Here is a 17,060-nt window from a genome sequence, read left to right on the forward strand (position 1 = left end):
GACCATTCTACGTGGTTATCCATGGGTTGTCTTGGGGTCATGAAAGATTCAACCTAAATTCATCCCTAAACCCACATAAAACCACATTCCGACGCGCAGGCCGTCGGAAACCCACGGAGAGGCAGATCGCGCCCCGTCCGACCGGCACCGGAGAGGACCGGTCGCCCCGCGGCGGCCGGGGCGGCGCTCAGGACGGCATCGCCTCCGCGGTCACCCCCGCGTCCGTGCCCGGGATCCCCAGCTCCTCGGCCCGGCGGTCCGCCATGGCCAGCAGCCGGCGGATCCGTCCGGCGACCGCGTCCTTGGTCAGCGGGGGGTCGGCCAGCCGCCCGAGCTCGTCCAGGCTCGCCTGCTTGTTGGACAGCCGCAGCTCCCCCGCCTGCCGCAGGTGCTCGGGGACCTCGTCGCCGAGGATCTCCAGGGCGCGCTCGACCCGGGCGCCGGCGGCGACGGCGGCCTGGGCGGAGCGGCGGAGGTTGGCGTCGTCGAAGTTGGCGAGCCGGTTGGCGGTGGCGCGGACCTCCTTGCGCATCCGGCGGTCCTCCCACTGCAGCAGCGTCTGGTGGGCGCCCATCCGGGTCAGGAGGGCGGCGATCGCGTCGCCGTCGCGCACGACCACGCGGTCCACGCCACGGACCTCGCGGGCCTTCGCGAGCACCCCGAGCCGACGGGCCGCGCCCACCAGCGCCAGGGCCGCCTCGGGGCCGGGGCAGGTGAACTCCATCGCCGCGGAGCGGCCGGGCTCCGTGAGGGAGCCGTGGGCGAGGAAGGCGCCGCGCAGCACGGCCTCGGCGTCGGCCACGGCCCCGTTGACCACGGTCGGCGGCAGCCCGCGCACCGGGCGCCCGCGGGAGTCCAGCAGACCGGTGCGCCGGGCCAGGGCCTCCCCGTCCTGGACGACGCGCACCACGTAGGAGCTGCCGCGGCGCAGCCCGCCGCCGGAGACGACCACGATCTCGCTCTCGTGGCCGAACACCTCGGCGATCGCCCGGCGTGCCCGGCGGGCCGTGGCGCCGAGGTCCACCTCCGCCTCGACGACGATGCGTCCCGAGACGATGTGCAGCCCGCCCGCGAAGCGCAGCAGGGCCGACAGCTCGGCGCGCCGCTCCGAGGACCTCTTGATCTCGAGGCGGGACAGTTCTTCCTTGACCGATGACGTCAGGGCCACGCGGTTCCTTTCCTGGGGACTCTGGGTGTGGGGTGGTGCGGGGCGGACTCAGCGGTGGCGCTCGAAGATCTCCTGGTAGGCGGCCGCGAGCCGGAGCGTGTTGTGCACGGCGGTGCCGGGGTGGGCCCGGACGTCGGCGTAGAAGACCTCGGCGCCCAGGGACGCGGCGACCTCCTCGAGGTCGGCGCCGTCCTCGGTGGCCGAGGGGTCGGCCAGCACGACGTCGAGGGTCAGGTCGGGGCAGTAGGCGTGCAGGACCCGCAGGTGGTCGGCCGCGGTCTTGCCCTGGGTCTCGGTGTCCGGGGAGAGGTTCAGGGTGACGCAGCGGCGGGCCGGGGAGTCGCAGATCGCCCGGCGCAGTCCCGGCAGCAGCAGGTGCGGCAGCACGGAGGTGTGCCAGGACCCCGGGCCCAGGATCACCCAGTCCGCGAGCCCGACCGCCTCCACGGCCTGCGGGCACGCCGGGGCGTCGGCCGGGACCAGCCGCACGTTGCACACGTCGGCCTGCTTGGCGAGCACCGCCTGCCCCGTGATCGTGCGGACCGCGCCGGGACCCTCCGGGCGGTCGGGATCCCCGGCGCCGGGCACGTCCCCGGCGATCACCAGCGGCTGCGTGGACATCGGCAGCACCCGGCCGCGGGCGCCCAGCAGGGCACCGGCCCACTCGAGGCCGGCCACCGGGTCCCCCAGCAGCTCCCACAGCGTGACGATGAGCAGGTTGCCCAGGGCGTGGTTGTCCAGGGCCGTGGCCCGGCCCTGGGCGCTGCTGAAGCGGTGCTGCATGACGTCGCGCCACGTCCGGCCCCACTCGGAGTCGTCGCACAGGGCGGCGAGGGCCATCCGCAGGTCCCCCGGCGGCAGGACACCGAGCTCGTCGCGCAGCCGGCCGGAGGAGCCGCCGTCGTCGGCGACGGTCACGACGGCGGTGAGCAGCGGGGTGATGCGCCGCAGCGCGGCGAGGTTCGCCGAGAGGCCGTGCCCGCCGCCGAGGGCCACCACGGAGGGGCTCTCGTCGCCGGGACGCCGGCCGGACGGGTCAAGGGAGTGGTGCGGGTCGGCCTCGGCGCGGCTGCTCAGCGGCAGCCGGGGGAACACGCCGGTGGGGGGAAGGGTCATCGAGGGTCCAAAGGGGTCAGGGCTGGCCGGTCACTCCCGGCCCACGTCCCGGTGCTGGATGTTGACGGTCACGAGCGGCAGCTTGGCGAGCCTGCGGGCCACCTCCTCGCTGACGGCCACGGAGCGGTGCTTCCCGCCCGTGCAGCCGATCGCGATGGTGGCGTAGTGCTTGTTCTCCGTACGGTACCCCGCGAAGACCGGCTCCAGCATCGAGACGAACCGGTCCACGAACTGCCGGGGCCCCTCGTCCTGGAAGACGTAGTCCCGCACCTCGGGGTCCTTGCCGGTGCGGGGTCGCAGGGACGGCACCCAGTGCGGGTTCGGGATGAAGCGGACGTCGGCCACGTAGTTCGCGTCCGCGGGGACCCCGTACTTGAAGCCGAAGCTGAGCACCGTCAGGCGCAGCACCACGGGCCCGTTGGTGGAGAAGAGGTCGGCCACGGCCTTGGACAGGGCGTGCACGTTGAAGCCGGAGGTGTCCAGCACCACGTCGGCCGACTCCCGCAGGTCCGTCAGCAGAGCCCGCTCCGCCCGGATCCCGTCCAGGATGCGGCCGCCGGCCTGGAGCGGGTGGGGCCGGCGCTGGTGCTCGTAGCGCGAGACCAGCACCTCGTCGGCCGCGTCCAGGAACAGCACGGAGAAGTCGACGTCGGAGGCCTCCAGGGCCGCGAGCGTCTCCTTCATGTCGTTGAACAGGGCCTTGCCGCGGACGTCGATCACCACGGCCAGCTTGGGCAGGGCCTGCGGGGTGCGGGAGACGAGGTCCGCGAGGGTGTGCAGCATCTGCGGGGGCAGGTTGTCGACCACGTACCAGCCGAGGTCCTCCAGGGCGTTGGCGGCGGTGCTGCGCCCGGCCCCGGACATGCCGGTGACGATGAGCAGCTCCGAGCTCGTGGGCTTCGCCTGGTCCGCTCCGTCCGCGACCGCGTCCGTGCCGGCGGTGTGCTCGCTCATGTCCGATCCGTCTCCCGTCGTCCTGCGTCGACCTGCCCTCACGTGTCCTGCTCCGGACCGTCCCGTCCCGGGCCGCTCCGTCCTGGGCCGCCCTGTCCGGTGCGGCGGCCCGCCGCCCGTGCCCGCGGCGGTCCGTTCCAGCCTAACCAAGTTGGCGGCCCGGGCCGGCCCGCACGACGCGGGGCGTCGGCTCAGGAGAGCACCTCGCCCGTGGTCATGTTCACCGCCGGGGCGGCCTCCTCCTGCTGGGACTGCAGGGCGGCGGCGACCTTCTCGGACAGCGCCCGCCCGAACCCGGGCACCTGCTCGATCTCCTCGACACGGGCCGCCCTGAGCTTCTTGACCGAGCCGAAGTGCTTCAGCAGCGCCTTCTGCTTGGCCGGCCCCACCCCGGGCAGCTCGTCCAGCACGGAGACGGTCATCGCGGAGGAGCGCTTCTTGCGGTGGAAGGTGATGGCGAAGCGGTGGGCCTCGTCGCGGATGCGCTGGAGCAGGAACAGGCCCTGGCTGGCCCGCGGCAGGATCACCGGGAACTCGTCGTCCGGGACCCAGACCTCCTCCAGCCGCTTGGCGAGGCCGACCACGTGGACGTCGTCGATGCCGAGGTCGGCCAGCGCCCGGGCCGCCGCGGCGACCTGCGGCGGGCCGCCGTCGACCACCACGAGACTGGGCGGGTACGCGAACCGCGCCCGCTCCGGGGCCTCGGCCCCGGCCTCGACCTGCCCGGTGCGGGGGCCGGCCGCCTCCCGCTGGGCCTTCTCCTCGAGGTGGCGGCGGAAGCGGCGGGAGATGACGTCGTACATCGAGGCGGTGTCGTCCCGGGCCGCCTCCCCGGTGATGGAGAACTTGCGGTAGTCCGCCTTGCGCGGCAGCCCGTCCTCGAACACGACCATGGACGCGACCACGTTGGTGCCCTGCACGTGCGAGATGTCGTAGCACTCGATGCGCATCAGCGGCACCGGGATGCCCAGCGCCTCCTGCAGCTCCTGCAGCGAGGCGGAGCGGGTGGTGATGTCCCCGGCGCGCTTGGACTTGTGCAGCTTCAGCGCCTGCCGGGCGTTCTCCCGCACCGTCTCCATGAGGTGGGCCTTCTCGCCCCGCTGCGGGACCGCGATGGTGACCCGGGAGCCGCGCAGCCCGGAGAGCCACTCCTCGAGCCGGTCGGCGCTGTCGGCGGGCTCGGACAGCAGCACGGTGCGCGGGATGGCGTCCTCGCGGTAGGCGAGCTCGGCCGCGGGCCGGTGCTTGGACCCGCGCGGCTCCGGCGGCGCGGCGGCCTCGGCGATGGCGGCGCTCTCGGAGGCCTCCGCGGCCGTCTCCCCGTAGACCTGCTCGAGCAGCTGCTCCAACAGCCGTCCGCCGTCGGCCTCCTCGACCTTCTCGGTGACCCAGCCGCGCTGGCCGCGGATGCGCCCGCCGCGCACGTGGAAGACCTGCACGGCGGCCTCGAGCTCGTCCTCGGCGAGGGCGAAGAAGTCCGCGTCCGTGCTGTCGGAGAGCACCACGGCGTTGCGCTCGAAGGCCTTCTCCAGGGCGGCGATGTCGTCGCGGCGGGCGGCGGCGGTCTCGAAGTCCATCTCCGCGGCGGCCTCCTGCATCTGCCGCTGCAGCTCCTTGATGAACGGGGTGGCCTGCCCGGCCATGAAGCGGCACAGGTCCTCGGCGAGGGCGTAGTGGTCCTCCTCCGAGATCCGGCCGACGCAGGGCGCGGAGCACTTGTCGATGTAGCCGAGCAGGCACGGGCGCCCGGACTGCTCGGCGCGCCGGTAGACGCCCTTGGAGCACGTGCGGACCGGGAAGACGCGCAGCAGGGCGTCCAGCGTCTCCCGGATCGCCCAGGCCTGGGAGTAGGGGCCGAAGTAGCGGTTGCCCTTCTTCTTCTCCCCCCGCACCACCTGGGCGCGCGGGACCGTCTCGGACATGGTCACGGCGAGGTAGGGGTAGGACTTGTCGTCCCGGTAGGCGATGTTGAACCGGGGCTTGAACTCCTTGATCCACGTGTACTCGAGCTGCAGGGACTCCAGCTCGCTGCCCACCACGGTCCACTCCACCCCGGCCGCGGTGGTGACCATGGCGCGGGTCTTGGGGCTGAGGGTGTGCGGGGGCGCGAAGTAGGAGCTGAGCCGGTTGCGCAGGTTCTTCGCCTTGCCCACGTAGACCACGCGCCCGTACTCGTCCCGGAAGCGGTAGACGCCCGGGTCGGTCGGGATGTCCTGGCGGGCGGGGCGGTAGCTCTCCGGATCGGCCACGGTCCGGTCCCCCTCAGCGGCCCGTCGGCGCGGGCTGGGTGTACCGGGCCAGCAGCTCCCCGAGCTCGGCGGCGTCCCCGGCCACGGCGGCGAAGCCGGTGCCGAGCTCGCCCTCGTCCGCGAAGCCCCACGCGACGCCCAGGCAGTCGATCCCGTGCGCGAGCGCGCCCTCGGCGTCGTAGCGGCGGTCCCCGATCATCACCGTGCGCGCCGGGTCCGGGGCGTCCACGCCGAGCCGGCGCAGGGCCTCGCCGATGATCGCGGGCTTGTCGTGGACCACTCCGTCGCGCGGGGCGGCCGCGGCGTCGTCGGCGGCCCCCGAGACGGTCTCGAACCAGCGGCCGAGGCCGAACCTCTCGACCGCCAGCTCCGCGGTGGGCTCGGGCTTCTGGGTGGCCACGGCCATCCGCGCCCCGGTCCCGTGCAGCCGCTCGAGCAGGGCCTCCACCCCGGGGTAGACCCGGGTCTGCGCCAGGCCCTCGGTGCGGTACCGGGCCCGGTAGGCGGCGACCACGCGCGGGATCTCCTCCTCCGGGACGTCGGTGAACGCCCGCAGGGACCAGCCCACGGGCGGGCCCACGAAGCGGCGCAGGTCCTCGGGCACGGCGTGCCCGTGCTCGGCCAGCGCCCGGGCGATGCCCCCGGTGATCGCCCCGGCCGGGTCCAGGAGCGTGCCGTCGAGGTCCCAGAGCACCACGGGCGCGGTCATCGGGCCGCTCCCGCGGCCTGCTCGCCGAGGATCTCGGCGAGGAACCGGCCGGTGTGGCTCGCCGTGTTGCGGGCCACCTGCTCGGGGGTGCCCTCGGCGATCACCCGGCCGCCGCCGGAGCCGCCGTCGGGCCCGAGGTCCACCACCCAGTCGGCGGACTTGATGACGTCGAGGTTGTGCTCGATGGTCATCACCGTGTTGCCCTTCTCCACGAGACCCTGCAGCACGAGCAGCAGCTTGCGGATGTCCTCGAAGTGCAGGCCGGTGGTGGGCTCGTCGAGCACGTAGATGGAGCGGCCGTTGGAGCGCTTCTGCAGCTCGGCGGCCAGCTTCACGCGCTGGGCCTCGCCGCCGGACAGGGTGGTGGCGGGCTGGCCGAGGCGGACGTAGCCGAGGCCGACGTCCACGAGGGTGTTCAGGTGCCGGGCGATCGGGCCGAACGCCTTGAAGAACTCCGCGGCCTCCTCGATGGGCATCTCCAGCACCTCGGCGATGGTCCGGCCCTTGTAGTGCACCTCGAGGGTCTCCCGGTTGTACCGGGCGCCCTTGCACACCTCGCACGGGACGTAGACGTCGGGCAGGAAGTTCATCTCGATCTTGATCGTGCCGTCGCCGGAGCACGCCTCGCAGCGCCCGCCCTTGACGTTGAAGGAGAACCGGCCGGCCTGGTAGCCGCGCACCTTCGCCTCGGGGGTCTCGGCGAAGAGCTTGCGGATGTGGTCGAACACGCCGGTGTAGGTCGCCGGGTTGGAGCGCGGGGTCCGGCCGATGGGGCTCTGGTCCACGTGCACGACCTTGTCCAGCTGGTCCACGCCGTCGATCCGCTTGTGCCGGCCCGGGACCTGCTTGGCGCCGTTGAGCTTGTTGGCCAGGGACGTGTAGAGGATGTCGTTGACCAGGGTGGACTTGCCGGACCCGGACACCCCGGTGACCGCGGTGAGCACGCCGAGCGGGAACGCCACGTCGATGCCCTGGAGGTTGTTCTCCCGCGCGCCCACGACCTTGAGCATGCGCTTGCGGTCCACCGGCCGCCGCCGGGCGGGCACGGCGATGGCCTTGCGCCCGGAGAGGTAGTCGGCGGTGATGGAGTGCTCGTTGGCGAGCAGCTCCTCGTAGGTCCCGGAGTGCACCACGCGCCCGCCGTGCTCGCCGGCGCCGGGGCCGACGTCCACGATCCAGTCGGCCTCGCGGATCGTGTCCTCGTCGTGCTCGACCACGATCAGGGTGTTGCCCATGTCGCGCAGCTTGGTGAGGGTCTCGATGAGCCGGCGGTTGTCCCGCTGGTGCAGGCCGATGGAGGGCTCGTCGAGGACGTAGAGCACCCCCACGAGCCCGGCGCCGATCTGCGTGGCCAGGCGGATGCGCTGGGCCTCCCCGCCGGACAGCGTCGCGGCGGCGCGCTCCAGGTTGAGGTAGTCCAGGCCGACGTCCACCAGGAACGTCAGCCGGGCCTGGATCTCCCGGAGCACCTGGTCGCCGATCTTCGCGTCCCGGGCGCTCAGCTGAAGGTCGCGGAAGAACTCGTGGGCCTCGCGCATGGGCATGCGGGTGGTCTCGGCGATGTTCTTCCCGCCGACCGTCACGGCGAGCATGGTCGGGTTCAGCCGCGCGCCGTCGCAGGCGGGGCAGGCGACCTGGCGCATGTACTGCTCGTAGCGGTCCTTGGCGTGGTCCGACTCGGTCTCGGCGTGCTTGCGCTTGATGTAGCCGATCACGCCCTCGAAGCCCTGGGTGTAGCGGCGCTCCCGGCCGAAGCGGTTCCGGTAGGCCACGGTGACCTGGTAGTCCTTGCCCTCGAGGATCGCCTTGCGCGCCTTGGCGGGCAGCTTGCCCCAGGGGGTGACGAGGTCGAAGCCGACCTCCTGGCCGAGCCCGGCGAGCAGCCGGTTCCAGTACTCGCTGGTCGCCTTGCCCAGCGACCACGGGGCGATGGCGCCCTCGACCAGGGAGAGGTCGGCGTTGGGGACCACCAGGTCCTCGTCGACCTCCAGGCGGGAACCGATGCCGTCGCACTCCGGGCACGCCCCGAAGGGGGCGTTGAAGGAGAAGGAGCGGGGCTCGATCTCGTCGGCCTGCAGCGGGTGCTCGTTGGGGCAGGCGAGGTTCTCCGAGAACGGCCGGCGCAGCTCCAGCGGGTGGGCGATCTCCTCGTCGGAGCGGGGCACGAGCTCGACGACGACGCGGCCCTCGGCGAGGCCCAGCGCCGTCTCGACGGAGTCGGTGAGGCGCTGGCGGATGCCCTCCTTGACCACGAGGCGGTCGACGACGACCTCGATGGTGTGCTTGTACTGCTTCTTGAGCTTGGGCGGGTCCGAGAGCTGGACGGTCTCGCCGTCCACGGTGGCGCGCGAGAAGCCCTTGGCGGAGAGCTCCTGGAACAGGTCGGCGAACTCGCCCTTGCGCTCCCGCACCACCGGGGCGAGGACCTGGAAGCGGGTCTTCTCCGGCATCTCCAGCAGCTGGTCCACGATCTGCTGCGGGGTCTGCTTCTCGATCCGCTCCCCGCACACGGGGCAGTGCGGCCGGCCGATGCGCGCCCACAGCAGGCGCATGTAGTCGTAGATCTCGGTGATCGTCCCGACCGTGGAGCGCGGGTTGCGGGAGGTGGACTTCTGGTCGATGGACACCGCCGGGGACAATCCCTCGATGAAGTCGACGTCGGGCTTGTCCACCCGGCCCAGGAACATCCGGGCGTAGGAGGACAGGGACTCCACGTACCGGCGCTGGCCCTCGGCGAAGATCGTGTCGAACGCCAGGGAGGACTTCCCCGACCCGGACAGGCCGGTGAACACGACCATCGCGTCCCGGGGCACGGTCAGCGAGACGTTGTCGAGGTTGTGCTCGCGCGCCCCCTGGACCACGATCTCGGTGAGATCGGACTTGTGGGTGGCCCTGGACACGGCGGCGGAGGCGGCGCCCGCGCCGGGCTCGGAGGGCTCGTCGGCGGGGTTCAGGACCAGGGTGGACGTGGGGATCGGCTCAGACACGCCCTCCACTCTAGTACCGGGCCCGGACATGACCACGGGCTCCGTGCGCCGGTTCACACCCGGTCCACGGGGCCGGTGGAGGTGTCCTCGCGCATGCGCTCGGAGGCGGCGTCTCCCCCGGCGTCCGGCGCCGCGGCGGCCTCGCCGCTCCCGGGGCGCCCGGTCCCGGCGGCGCGGGCCTCGCGCTGCCGCCGCCGGACCTCCCGGGCGTCGAGGGTGCGGGTGACGACCTTGAGCTGGCCCGTCGCCGGGTCCACCTCCACGATGTCCACGGTGCGGCGCAGCGGGACCTCCTTGATCAGGAGCACGGCCAGCAGCGTCACGAGGGAGGCGAGGGCGGCGACCAGGAAGATCAGCCCGGTGCCCGTGCCGTAGGCCTCCCGCACGATGCCCTCCACGGAGGCGGGCAGCGCGTCCAGGTCCATCGTGGAGGAGTCCGCGGCGGCGGGGTCCCCGCCCTGGGCCCGGGTGCGGGCGGCGAGCTCCGCGGCCAGGTGCGAGCTCATCAGCGCGCCGAAGACGGCGACCGCCACGGCCCCGCCCATGGTGCGGAAGAACGCGACCGAGGAGGAGGCCGCACCCATGTCCTTGAGCCCCACCGTGTTCTGCACGGCCAGGACCAGGTTCTGGTTCAGTGCGCCGATGCCCAGGCCCACGAGGAGGATGAAGACGCTCACGGTCCACAGCGGGGTGTCGTGCGTGAGGGTGGAGGCGAGGAACAGGCCCGTGGACATCAGCACCGCGGCCACGACCAGGATGATCTTCCACCGCCCGTAGCGGGTGATCAGCTGCCCGGCGACCGTGGCGCCCACGAGCGAGCCGAAGACCTGCGGGAGCATGAGCACCCCGGCCATGGTGGGGCTGAAGCCCTGGCCCAGCTGGAAGTACTGGCCCAGGTAGGTGGTCGAGGCGAACATGGCCCCGCCGGTGGCGATCGCCGCGAGGATGGCGAGCGCCGTGGTGCGCTCCGTGACCACCCGGATGGGCACGACCGGCTCCGCGGCGCGCTGCTCGACGAGCACGAACAGCACGGTGCCCACGAGCGCGGTCGCCACGAGGGCCGCGGAGGTCCCGGAGACCCACTCGAACATGCCCGGCTGGCCGGCCAGGGAGACCCACAGCAGCAGCGCGGAGGCCGAGACGATCAGCAGGGCGATGCCCAGCCAGTCGATGCTCACCCGCCGCGGGGCCTGCGGCGGGATCCGCAGGGTGCGGTGGACCAGCACCGCGGCCAGGACCGCCAGCGGGGCCGGGATCAGGAACACCCAGCGCCAGCCGAAGAGGTCGACGATCAGACCGCCCAGCAGGGGGCCGGCGGAGGTGGCCACGGCCATGACGGCGCCCATGTAGCCGGCGTAGCGGCCGCGCTCCCGGGGCGGGATGATCGTGCCCATGATGGTCATCGCCAGGGCCATGATGCCGCCCATGGCGATGCCCTGGACCACGCGGGCCAGGATGAGGAACTCGATGGTCGGGGACAGTCCGGCCATGGCCGAGCCGAGCACGAAGATCACGATGGACAGCTGCAGCAGCTTCTTCTTGTCGAAGAGGTCGGCGAGCTTGCCCCACACGGGTGTGGTCGCGGCGTTGGCCAGCAGGGTGCCGGTGACCGTCCAGGACAGGGAGGTCTGGTCCCCGCCGAGGTCGGCCATGATCACCGGCAGGGCGGTGCCGATGATGGTGAGGGTGACCATCGCCATGAAGAACACGGAGAGGATGCCGGTGAGGGCGCGGAGCACGTCCTGGTGGGACGCGCCGGTCCCTCCGCCCGGTGCGGCGGCTGGCTGGGGTGCGGTCATCTCGCGGTCTCCTCCTCGTGGTGTCGGTGCTGCGGGGGCCGTGGGCTCCCCGGGTGCTCTGCGTGCTCCCCGTCGTGCTCCCCGCCGGCGGTGGCCGGCGCGGCGCGCGGGGGTCTGCGGGTCTCCCGGCAGGAGGTGGTGCGCTCCGCGCCGAGGGAGTCCAGGAAGACGGTGGTGATCTCGTTGATGGCGCCGCGGCTGGCGCGGGCCTGGTCCTCGTCCCAGCCCACGAGCCGGGCCGCCAGGCGCTGGGCGTCCTGCTCCACGACGGCGCGGACCTGCTCCCGCCCCCGCCCGGTGATGGCGACCAGGGCCGCCCGCCCGTCCTCGGGGTCCGGGGTGCGCTCGACCAGGCCGGCGTCCTCCAGGCCGGCCAGCTGGCGGCTCAGCCCCGACGGGCCGAGCCCGGTGTCCGAGGCCATGACGGTGGCCCGGCGCGGCCCGGTGCTGTCGAGGTAGTAGAGCAGGGCGATCGCCGTGGGGTTGAGCTGGCGCTGACCGGCGTCGGTCTTGGTCACGCGCTTCATGACGCGCTGCAGCTCGAGCAGGTCGCGCACCAGCTCCACGGCGGTGTCGTGGGAGACGGGCAACGGGGCTCCTCCGGGATGTCGGCAACGGGTGGGGCAACGACGACGGGGCGCTCGTCCCGCGCTGCTCCCGCCGCTCGCGGGACCGGCGACGGCGGGCGCGGAGCGCTCTCCACCCCTGATGATTTGTTGCCGCACGCAACTATACGGGGGCGGTCCATGGTCCACAAGGTCCGGCGAGGTGGCTCCCGTCACGCCCGGCCGGGCGCTTCCCCGAGGCGTCCGGCCGCGGAGCGGCCGCTGCGCGGGCCCACAGCAGGGCCGACTGGCGAGTCGCTGGACTCCGGCGTACCTTCGTCCTCATGATCGCAACGAAGACGGAGGTCACCGACCTCGCCGAGGTCACGATTCGCCGGATCTCCGTGAGCGAGATGGACAACAACGTCTACCTGCTCACCTCCAAGGACGAGGGCACCCAGGTGCTCATCGACGCCGCCGACGACCCTCGCGCCATCGCCGGTCTCGTGGGCGCCGGCAACAGCGACTGCTCCCAGGCCTTCGGCAACCTCCAGCTCATCATCACCACGCACTCGCACTGGGACCACGTGCGCGCGCTCGACGAGGTCCGCTCCCGCTCCGAGGCGATGACCGCCTGCGGCGCCGACGACGAGGCCGACATCTCGGTCCCGATGGACCTCACCTTCGAGGACGGGGACACCGCCGAGTTCGACGGCTTCGACCTGGAGGTCATCGGCCTGCGCGGGCACACGCCCGGCTCGATCGCGCTGGTCTACCGCGATCCGCAGGGACCGGCGCACATCTTCTCCGGCGACTCCCTCTTTCCCGGCGGCGTCGGCAAGACGAACAGCCCGGAGGACTTCCGGCAGCTCCTCGACGACGTGACCGAGCGGATCTTCGACCGCTTCGACGACGACACGGTCGTCCACCCCGGCCACGGCAAGCCGACCACGCTGGGGGCCGAGCGCCCGCACCTGGACGAGTGGCGCGCCCGGGGATGGTGAACGCCGGGCCCGCCGTCAGCGCGGAGGCCCCCTCGACCGACCGCGGCGCCTACACCGCGGTCCTGCTGTTCCCGCTCCTGGTCCTGGCCGGCGGTCTCGTCGGCTTCCTGGCCCCCGGCGCGGTGAGCGGGCTGTCCGGGTGGGTCAATCCCCTGCTCGGGCTGGTCATGTTCGGCATGGGCCTGACCCTGCGGCCGGTCGACTTCGCCCTCGTGGCCCGGCGCCCGCTCCCGGTGCTGCTGGGCGTCGTCGCCCAGTACGTGCTGATGCCGCTCCTCGCGCTGCTCGTCGTGCTGCTGCTGCGTCTGCCCCCGGAGCTGGCGGCCGGCGTGATCCTGGTGGGCTGCGCCCCGGGCGGCACCGCGTCGAACGTGGTGTCCTACCTCGCCCGGGGGGACGTCGCCCTGTCGGTGGCGATGACGTCGATCTCCACCCTGCTGGCTCCCCTGCTCACGCCCCTGCTGACCCTCTGGCTGGCCGGTCAGTACCTCCCGGTGGACGGCGGGTCCATGGCGTGGTCGATCACCCGGATCGTGCTCGTGCCCGTGGTCCTGGGCCTGGCCGTGCGGCTGCTGCTGCCGGGGCTGGTCCGACGCGCGCTGCCCGTCCTGCCCTGGGTCTCCGTCGCGGCCATCTCCCTCATCGTGGCGATCGTCGTCTCGGCCAGCGCGGACCGGATCGTGGAGGCGGGTCTGCTCGTGCTCGCGGCCGTCGTCCTGCACAACGTGCTCGGCCTGGCCCTGGGCCACCTGGTGGGCGCGCTGACGGGCCTCCCGCCCGCGGCGCGGCGCACCATCGCCGTGGAGGTGGGCATGCAGAACTCCGGCCTGGCCGCCGGCCTCGCCGCCCAGTACATGAACCCGCTGGCGGCCTTGCCCGGGGCGGTCTTCTCCGTCTGGCACAACCTCTCCGGAGCCGTGTTCGCCCTGCTCTGCCGCCGGGCCGACGCCCGGGCCGCCCGCCGGCTCCCAGATTCCTGAGAATCCCTCGCCCCGGCTCCGGCGGACCGCCGCCGTCGGTTAGCGTGAGCCCATGACCTTCGTCGCGCCCTGCGCACCGGACACCACCGCGGGGCGCACCGGCGCGCGCCCGCACGCCGCCCTGACCGCCGTGCGGTCCGCCCCCACGATCCTCGAGGGCATCCGCCGCGCCGACGCCCTCGTCGCCGCCGCCCGGGAGGAGCCGGTGGCCGCCCTGCCGGTGCTGGTGGAGGAGCTCCGCCGGGGCGAGGACCAGCTCGCCGCACTCGCCGCCGTCCACGCCCTGGCCGCGGTGCCCGGGGCCCGACCGGACACGCTGCTCACCGCCCTGCTGGACGACGCCCGGCCCTGGGTGCGGGAGCACACAGCCTGGTCGCTGGCCGCGCGGGAGCCGGTCGCCCGGGCCGTGCCCGCCCTGGCCCACCTCGTCGCCGGAGGCGGCTTCCCCGGCATGCTGGCCCAGCGCACCCTGCAGGCCTGGGCCCCAGACGTCGGTGGCCCCGTGGGGGACGCCCTCACCCACACCCTCGCGGGCACCCCCGAGCCCTGCGCCCGCGCCCGCCTCGCCGAGACCGTGGGCCTGGTGCCCGGATCCGTCGCCACCGGGCTGCTCCGGACGCTGGCCGGAGACCCCGCGGAGGACCACGCGGTCCGCGGGGCCGCCCTGGAGGCCCTCGTCGAGCGGCACCACGAGGACCCGGAGGGTGTTCCCGGGCTCCTCGACCTCGCCGCCGAGTGCGCACGGGCGGGCGGGCCCCTGGCCCCGGTCGCCCGACTGGCCCGGGCGGAGCTGGAGGCCGGCCCGGCCGCTCCCCCGCCGCCCGGGAACGGCCCCACCGTGCTGCAGGCGTTCCTGCACGCGGAGATCGATCGCGACCTCACCTTCTCCGGGCGGGGGGACAACGGCGGGATCGCCACCCTGCTCACCCAGCTCGGCGACGCCCTCGCGGCGCACCGCCCGCCGCACGGCACCGGGACGGTGCGCGTCGTCACCCTCTCGCGGGGCAGCCACGACGAGGCGCGCGCCGCCCTGCCCCGGCTGGCCGGGGCAGGGCACGTCTTCGGCGTCGTGCCGTTCCAGGGCTCCCCGGTGCCCATGGCCGAGGCCTGGCCGCGGCGGGTCGCCGCGGAGCGCGGCCTGCGGCGCGCGCTCCGGGCGGCGGGCCCCGTGGACGTCGTGCACCTGCGGATGGCCGACGTCGGCTCGCTCGCCGCCGCGGCCGTGGCGGCCGAGCACGGCATCCCCCGGGTGCTGACCATGGCCCCGGACCCGCACGCGCTGGTCGCCGCCCGCGAGGCGGCCGGCACCCTCACCCGGGAGGGCTTCGGCGCCGTCGACGCCGTGGAGCACCTGTGGTTCCGGGTGCGCCTGCTCGCCGACCTCGCCGCCGGGGCGGAGCACCTGGTGCTGTTCCCCCGCCCGGACCTCGCCCGCGACGCCCGCGAGCTGCTGGACCTGGACCCGGACGCGCCCGGGCGGTGCACCGTGGTGCCCGAGGGCATCGACCTGGGCTCGGTGGACCGGGCCGCCGCGCAGGCCGAGGAGGGCACGGGGCAGGAGCTCGAGGAGCTCGACGCCGTGCTCGCCGGCCTCCCGGCCGAGCGGCGCGGCCTGCCGCTGGTCGTCACGGTCGGGCGCCTGCACCGGGTCAAGGGCACCGCGGACCTGGTCGAGGCCTGGGCCGCCGACGAGCGGCTGCGCGCCCGCTGCAACCTGCTCGTCGTGGGCGGGAACCTCGCGCACCCCTCGGCCGACGAGCGCGAGCAGCTGGGGCGCATCGACGCCGCCGTGCCGCGCGCCCGGGCCGCCGCCCGCGGCCTGCTCCTGGCCGGCCACCGGCCCCACGGCACCGTGGCCGTGTGGCTCGCCGCGGTGCGCCGGGGCCGGCCGGGGCTCGCCGCCCCCCGGGGCGCCTACGTGTGCGCCAGCGTCAAGGAGGAGTTCGGAGTTGCGCTCGTGGAGGCGCTGGCCAGCGGCCTGCCCGTGGTCGCGCCCGCGGCCGGCGGGCCGGCGACCTTCGTGCAGGAGGGCGTAACCGGCGTCCTCGTCGACACCCGGGACCCCGCCGCCCTGTCCCGGGGCGCCGCCCGGGCCCTGGACCTCGCCGCCGGGCCCGGGGCCGAGGACGCCGCCGCGGCCGCGTACGCCACCGTGCGCGAGCGGTTCAGCATCGAGGGCATGGCGCAGGCCCTCATCGCCGTCTACGGCCGCGTCGCGGCCCCCGCCACCGACAGGAGCCCCACCCCGTGACCCTGCTCGTCATCAGCCCCGACTACGCGTCCCACCTCTTCCCCCTCGCCACCCTGGCCACCGCCTGGCGCGACGCCGGGCAGCGGGTGGTCGTGGCCACCGGCCCGGCGACCGCACCCCTGGCCCGGGACTTCGGCTACGACGTGGAGCTGCTGCCGCTGGGGCGCGGGTCCAACCCCGGGGTGATCCGGGCGGAGGAGCAGCCGGCCGGGGAGGACGACGCGCTGCGCGGGTTCTTCGCCGCGACCCGGCGCGGCCCCGTGGAGACCCTGTCCTTCCAGGCCCGGGCCCGCCGGGACGACCTGCTGTGGGACCCGCTGGGCACGGCCCGGCGCGTGCAGGCCGTGGTGGAGCGGGTGCGCCCGGACCAGGTGATCGTGGACCACCTGGCCTTCAGCGCCCGCCTGGCGCTCACCGGCAGCGGCGTCCGGCACGCCGACGTGGTGCTGGGCCACCCCTCCGCCCTGACCGTGGCGGACGAGGTGTACGGGCACCCGCCGGCCTGGCCCGGCCGTCTGCGCCCGTCCCCCGCCGAGCTGGCGGCCCTGCACCGGCTGTGCTCGGCCGTGCGGGACGAGTTCACGCAGCAGTGGAACGACGCGCTGCAGCAGCTCGCCCCGGGCGCGCCCGCGAGCGCGGACGCGTTCGCGGAGACCGGTGACGACCTGCTGCTCAACTACCCGGGCGAGCTCCACGACGACTCCCGGACCCGCCGGCTGCCCGAGCACACGTTCCTGGGTTCGGCCGTGCGGGAGGAGGCCGAGGATCCAGAGGTGGCCGCGTGGCTGGCGGCCTCGGACCGCCCGGTCGTCTACGTCAGCCTCGGCAGCTTCCTCTCGGTGCGCGGGGACGTGCTCGCCCGCGTGGCCGAGGCCCTGCGCGGCCTCGACGTCCGGGTGGCCCTGGCCGCCGGCGCCACGCCGCCCGCCGCCCTCGGGCCGGTGCCGGGAGACTGGCTCGTGCGCGGCTCCCTGCCCCAGGTGACCCTGCTGCGCCGGGCGCGCGCGGCGATCTCGCACGGCGGCAACAACAGCGTCACGGAGGCGCTCACGGCCGGGGTGCCCCTGCTCCTGCTGCCCCTGTCCACGGATCAGTTCGCCGGAGCGGCCGCCCTGGAGACGGCGGGACTGGGCACCGTGCTGGACCCCAACGCGGTCACCGCCGCCGAGATCCGCGAGGCCACGGCCGCGCTGCTCGACGACGGGCACGGGGGCCGGGAGCTGCTCGAGGAGCTGCGACACGGGCTCACCCGCCGCCCCGGTCCCCAGCGGGCGTTCGCGGCCCTTGCCGGGTGAGCG

Annotated in this window: 12 protein-coding genes; 4 read left to right on the forward strand and 8 right to left on the reverse strand. The window is 74.3% G+C overall.

The window, feature by feature from the left end:
• Positions 1–187: 187 nt before the first annotated feature.
• From whiA to GMA12_RS15305, 8 genes are all read right to left on the reverse strand, one after another.
• Positions 188–1,168 (reverse strand): DNA-binding protein WhiA, encoded by a 981-nt coding sequence (gene whiA, locus GMA12_RS15270; protein ID WP_162459938.1) that lies wholly within the window; start codon positions 1,166–1,168, stop codon positions 188–190.
• Positions 1,169–1,216: 48 nt separating this feature from the next.
• Positions 1,217–2,284 carry a gluconeogenesis factor YvcK family protein gene (locus GMA12_RS15275; protein ID WP_156270370.1) on the reverse strand — a complete coding sequence of 356 codons (1,068 nt, stop codon included), beginning with the start codon at positions 2,282–2,284 and terminating at the stop codon, positions 1,217–1,219.
• A 30-nt stretch (positions 2,285–2,314) separates the two neighbouring features.
• On the reverse strand, positions 2,315–3,238 hold the full coding sequence (gene rapZ, locus GMA12_RS15280) for an RNase adapter RapZ (RefSeq protein WP_156270371.1): 924 nt from the start codon (positions 3,236–3,238) through the stop codon (positions 2,315–2,317).
• Between the two features lie 191 nt (positions 3,239–3,429).
• Entirely contained in the window at positions 3,430–5,487 is a 2,058-nt protein-coding gene (gene uvrC / locus GMA12_RS15285) for an excinuclease ABC subunit UvrC (RefSeq protein ID WP_162459939.1), read from the reverse strand.
• Between the two features lie 13 nt (positions 5,488–5,500).
• Positions 5,501–6,196 carry an HAD hydrolase-like protein gene (locus tag GMA12_RS15290; RefSeq protein WP_156270372.1) on the reverse strand — a complete coding sequence of 232 codons (696 nt, stop codon included), beginning with the start codon at positions 6,194–6,196 and terminating at the stop codon, positions 5,501–5,503.
• Positions 6,193–9,192 carry an excinuclease ABC subunit UvrA gene (gene uvrA / locus GMA12_RS15295; protein WP_370831757.1) on the reverse strand — a complete coding sequence of 1,000 codons (3,000 nt, stop codon included), beginning with the start codon at positions 9,190–9,192 and terminating at the stop codon, positions 6,193–6,195. The genes GMA12_RS15290 and uvrA overlap by 4 nt, the downstream gene beginning before the upstream one ends.
• 44 nt (positions 9,193–9,236) lie before the next feature.
• Positions 9,237–10,982 (reverse strand): MDR family MFS transporter, encoded by a 1,746-nt coding sequence (locus GMA12_RS15300; RefSeq protein ID WP_156270373.1) that lies wholly within the window; start codon positions 10,980–10,982, stop codon positions 9,237–9,239.
• Positions 10,979–11,572 carry a MarR family winged helix-turn-helix transcriptional regulator gene (locus GMA12_RS15305; RefSeq protein ID WP_156270374.1) on the reverse strand — a complete coding sequence of 198 codons (594 nt, stop codon included), beginning with the start codon at positions 11,570–11,572 and terminating at the stop codon, positions 10,979–10,981. Before GMA12_RS15305 ends, GMA12_RS15300 begins: the two co-directional genes overlap by 4 nt.
• A 299-nt stretch (positions 11,573–11,871) precedes the next feature.
• Here GMA12_RS15305 and GMA12_RS15310 point away from each other — a divergent pair, with 299 nt between their 5' ends.
• From GMA12_RS15310 to GMA12_RS15325, 4 genes are read left to right on the forward strand one after another with little or no spacing between them, the layout of a single operon-like run.
• Positions 11,872–12,531 carry an MBL fold metallo-hydrolase gene (locus GMA12_RS15310; RefSeq protein WP_156270375.1) on the forward strand — a complete coding sequence of 220 codons (660 nt, stop codon included), beginning with the start codon at positions 11,872–11,874 and terminating at the stop codon, positions 12,529–12,531.
• Positions 12,525–13,511, forward strand: a complete 987-nt coding sequence (locus GMA12_RS15315; protein WP_156270376.1) for a bile acid:sodium symporter family protein — start codon at positions 12,525–12,527, stop codon at positions 13,509–13,511. Before GMA12_RS15310 ends, GMA12_RS15315 begins: the two co-directional genes overlap by 7 nt.
• A 52-nt stretch (positions 13,512–13,563) precedes the next feature.
• The gene (locus GMA12_RS15320; protein ID WP_156270377.1) at positions 13,564–15,762 is read left to right on the forward strand and encodes a glycosyltransferase; all 2,199 of its coding nucleotides are present in this window, start codon (positions 13,564–13,566) and stop codon (positions 15,760–15,762) included.
• Complete coding sequence (locus GMA12_RS15325) at positions 15,759–17,057, forward strand: nucleotide disphospho-sugar-binding domain-containing protein (protein WP_162459940.1); 1,299 nt, start codon at positions 15,759–15,761, stop codon at positions 17,055–17,057. The genes GMA12_RS15320 and GMA12_RS15325 overlap by 4 nt, the downstream gene beginning before the upstream one ends.
• Positions 17,058–17,060 lie beyond the last annotated feature (3 nt).

It is taken from the genome of Kocuria sediminis (genome assembly GCF_009735315.1).
Classification (GTDB): domain Bacteria; phylum Actinomycetota; class Actinomycetes; order Actinomycetales; family Micrococcaceae; genus Kocuria; species Kocuria turfanensis.

Bases quoted from the DNA above. Each gene is read 5' to 3' on its own strand.
- GMA12_RS15275 (WP_156270370.1), bottom strand. From the start codon at position 2,284: ATGACCCTTCCCCCCACCGGCGTGTTCCCCCGGCTGCCGCTGAGCAGC.
- rapZ (WP_156270371.1), bottom strand. From the start codon at position 3,238: ATGAGCGAGCACACCGCCGGCACGGACGCGGTCGCGGACGGAGCGGAC.
- GMA12_RS15290 (WP_156270372.1), bottom strand. From the start codon at position 6,196: ATGACCGCGCCCGTGGTGCTCTGGGACCTCGACGGCACGCTCCTGGAC.
- GMA12_RS15300 (WP_156270373.1), bottom strand. From the start codon at position 10,982: ATGACCGCACCCCAGCCAGCCGCCGCACCGGGCGGAGGGACCGGCGCG.
- GMA12_RS15310 (WP_156270375.1), top strand. From the start codon at position 11,872: ATGATCGCAACGAAGACGGAGGTCACCGACCTCGCCGAGGTCACGATT.
- GMA12_RS15315 (WP_156270376.1), top strand. From the start codon at position 12,525: ATGGTGAACGCCGGGCCCGCCGTCAGCGCGGAGGCCCCCTCGACCGAC.
- GMA12_RS15320 (WP_156270377.1), top strand. From the start codon at position 13,564: ATGACCTTCGTCGCGCCCTGCGCACCGGACACCACCGCGGGGCGCACC.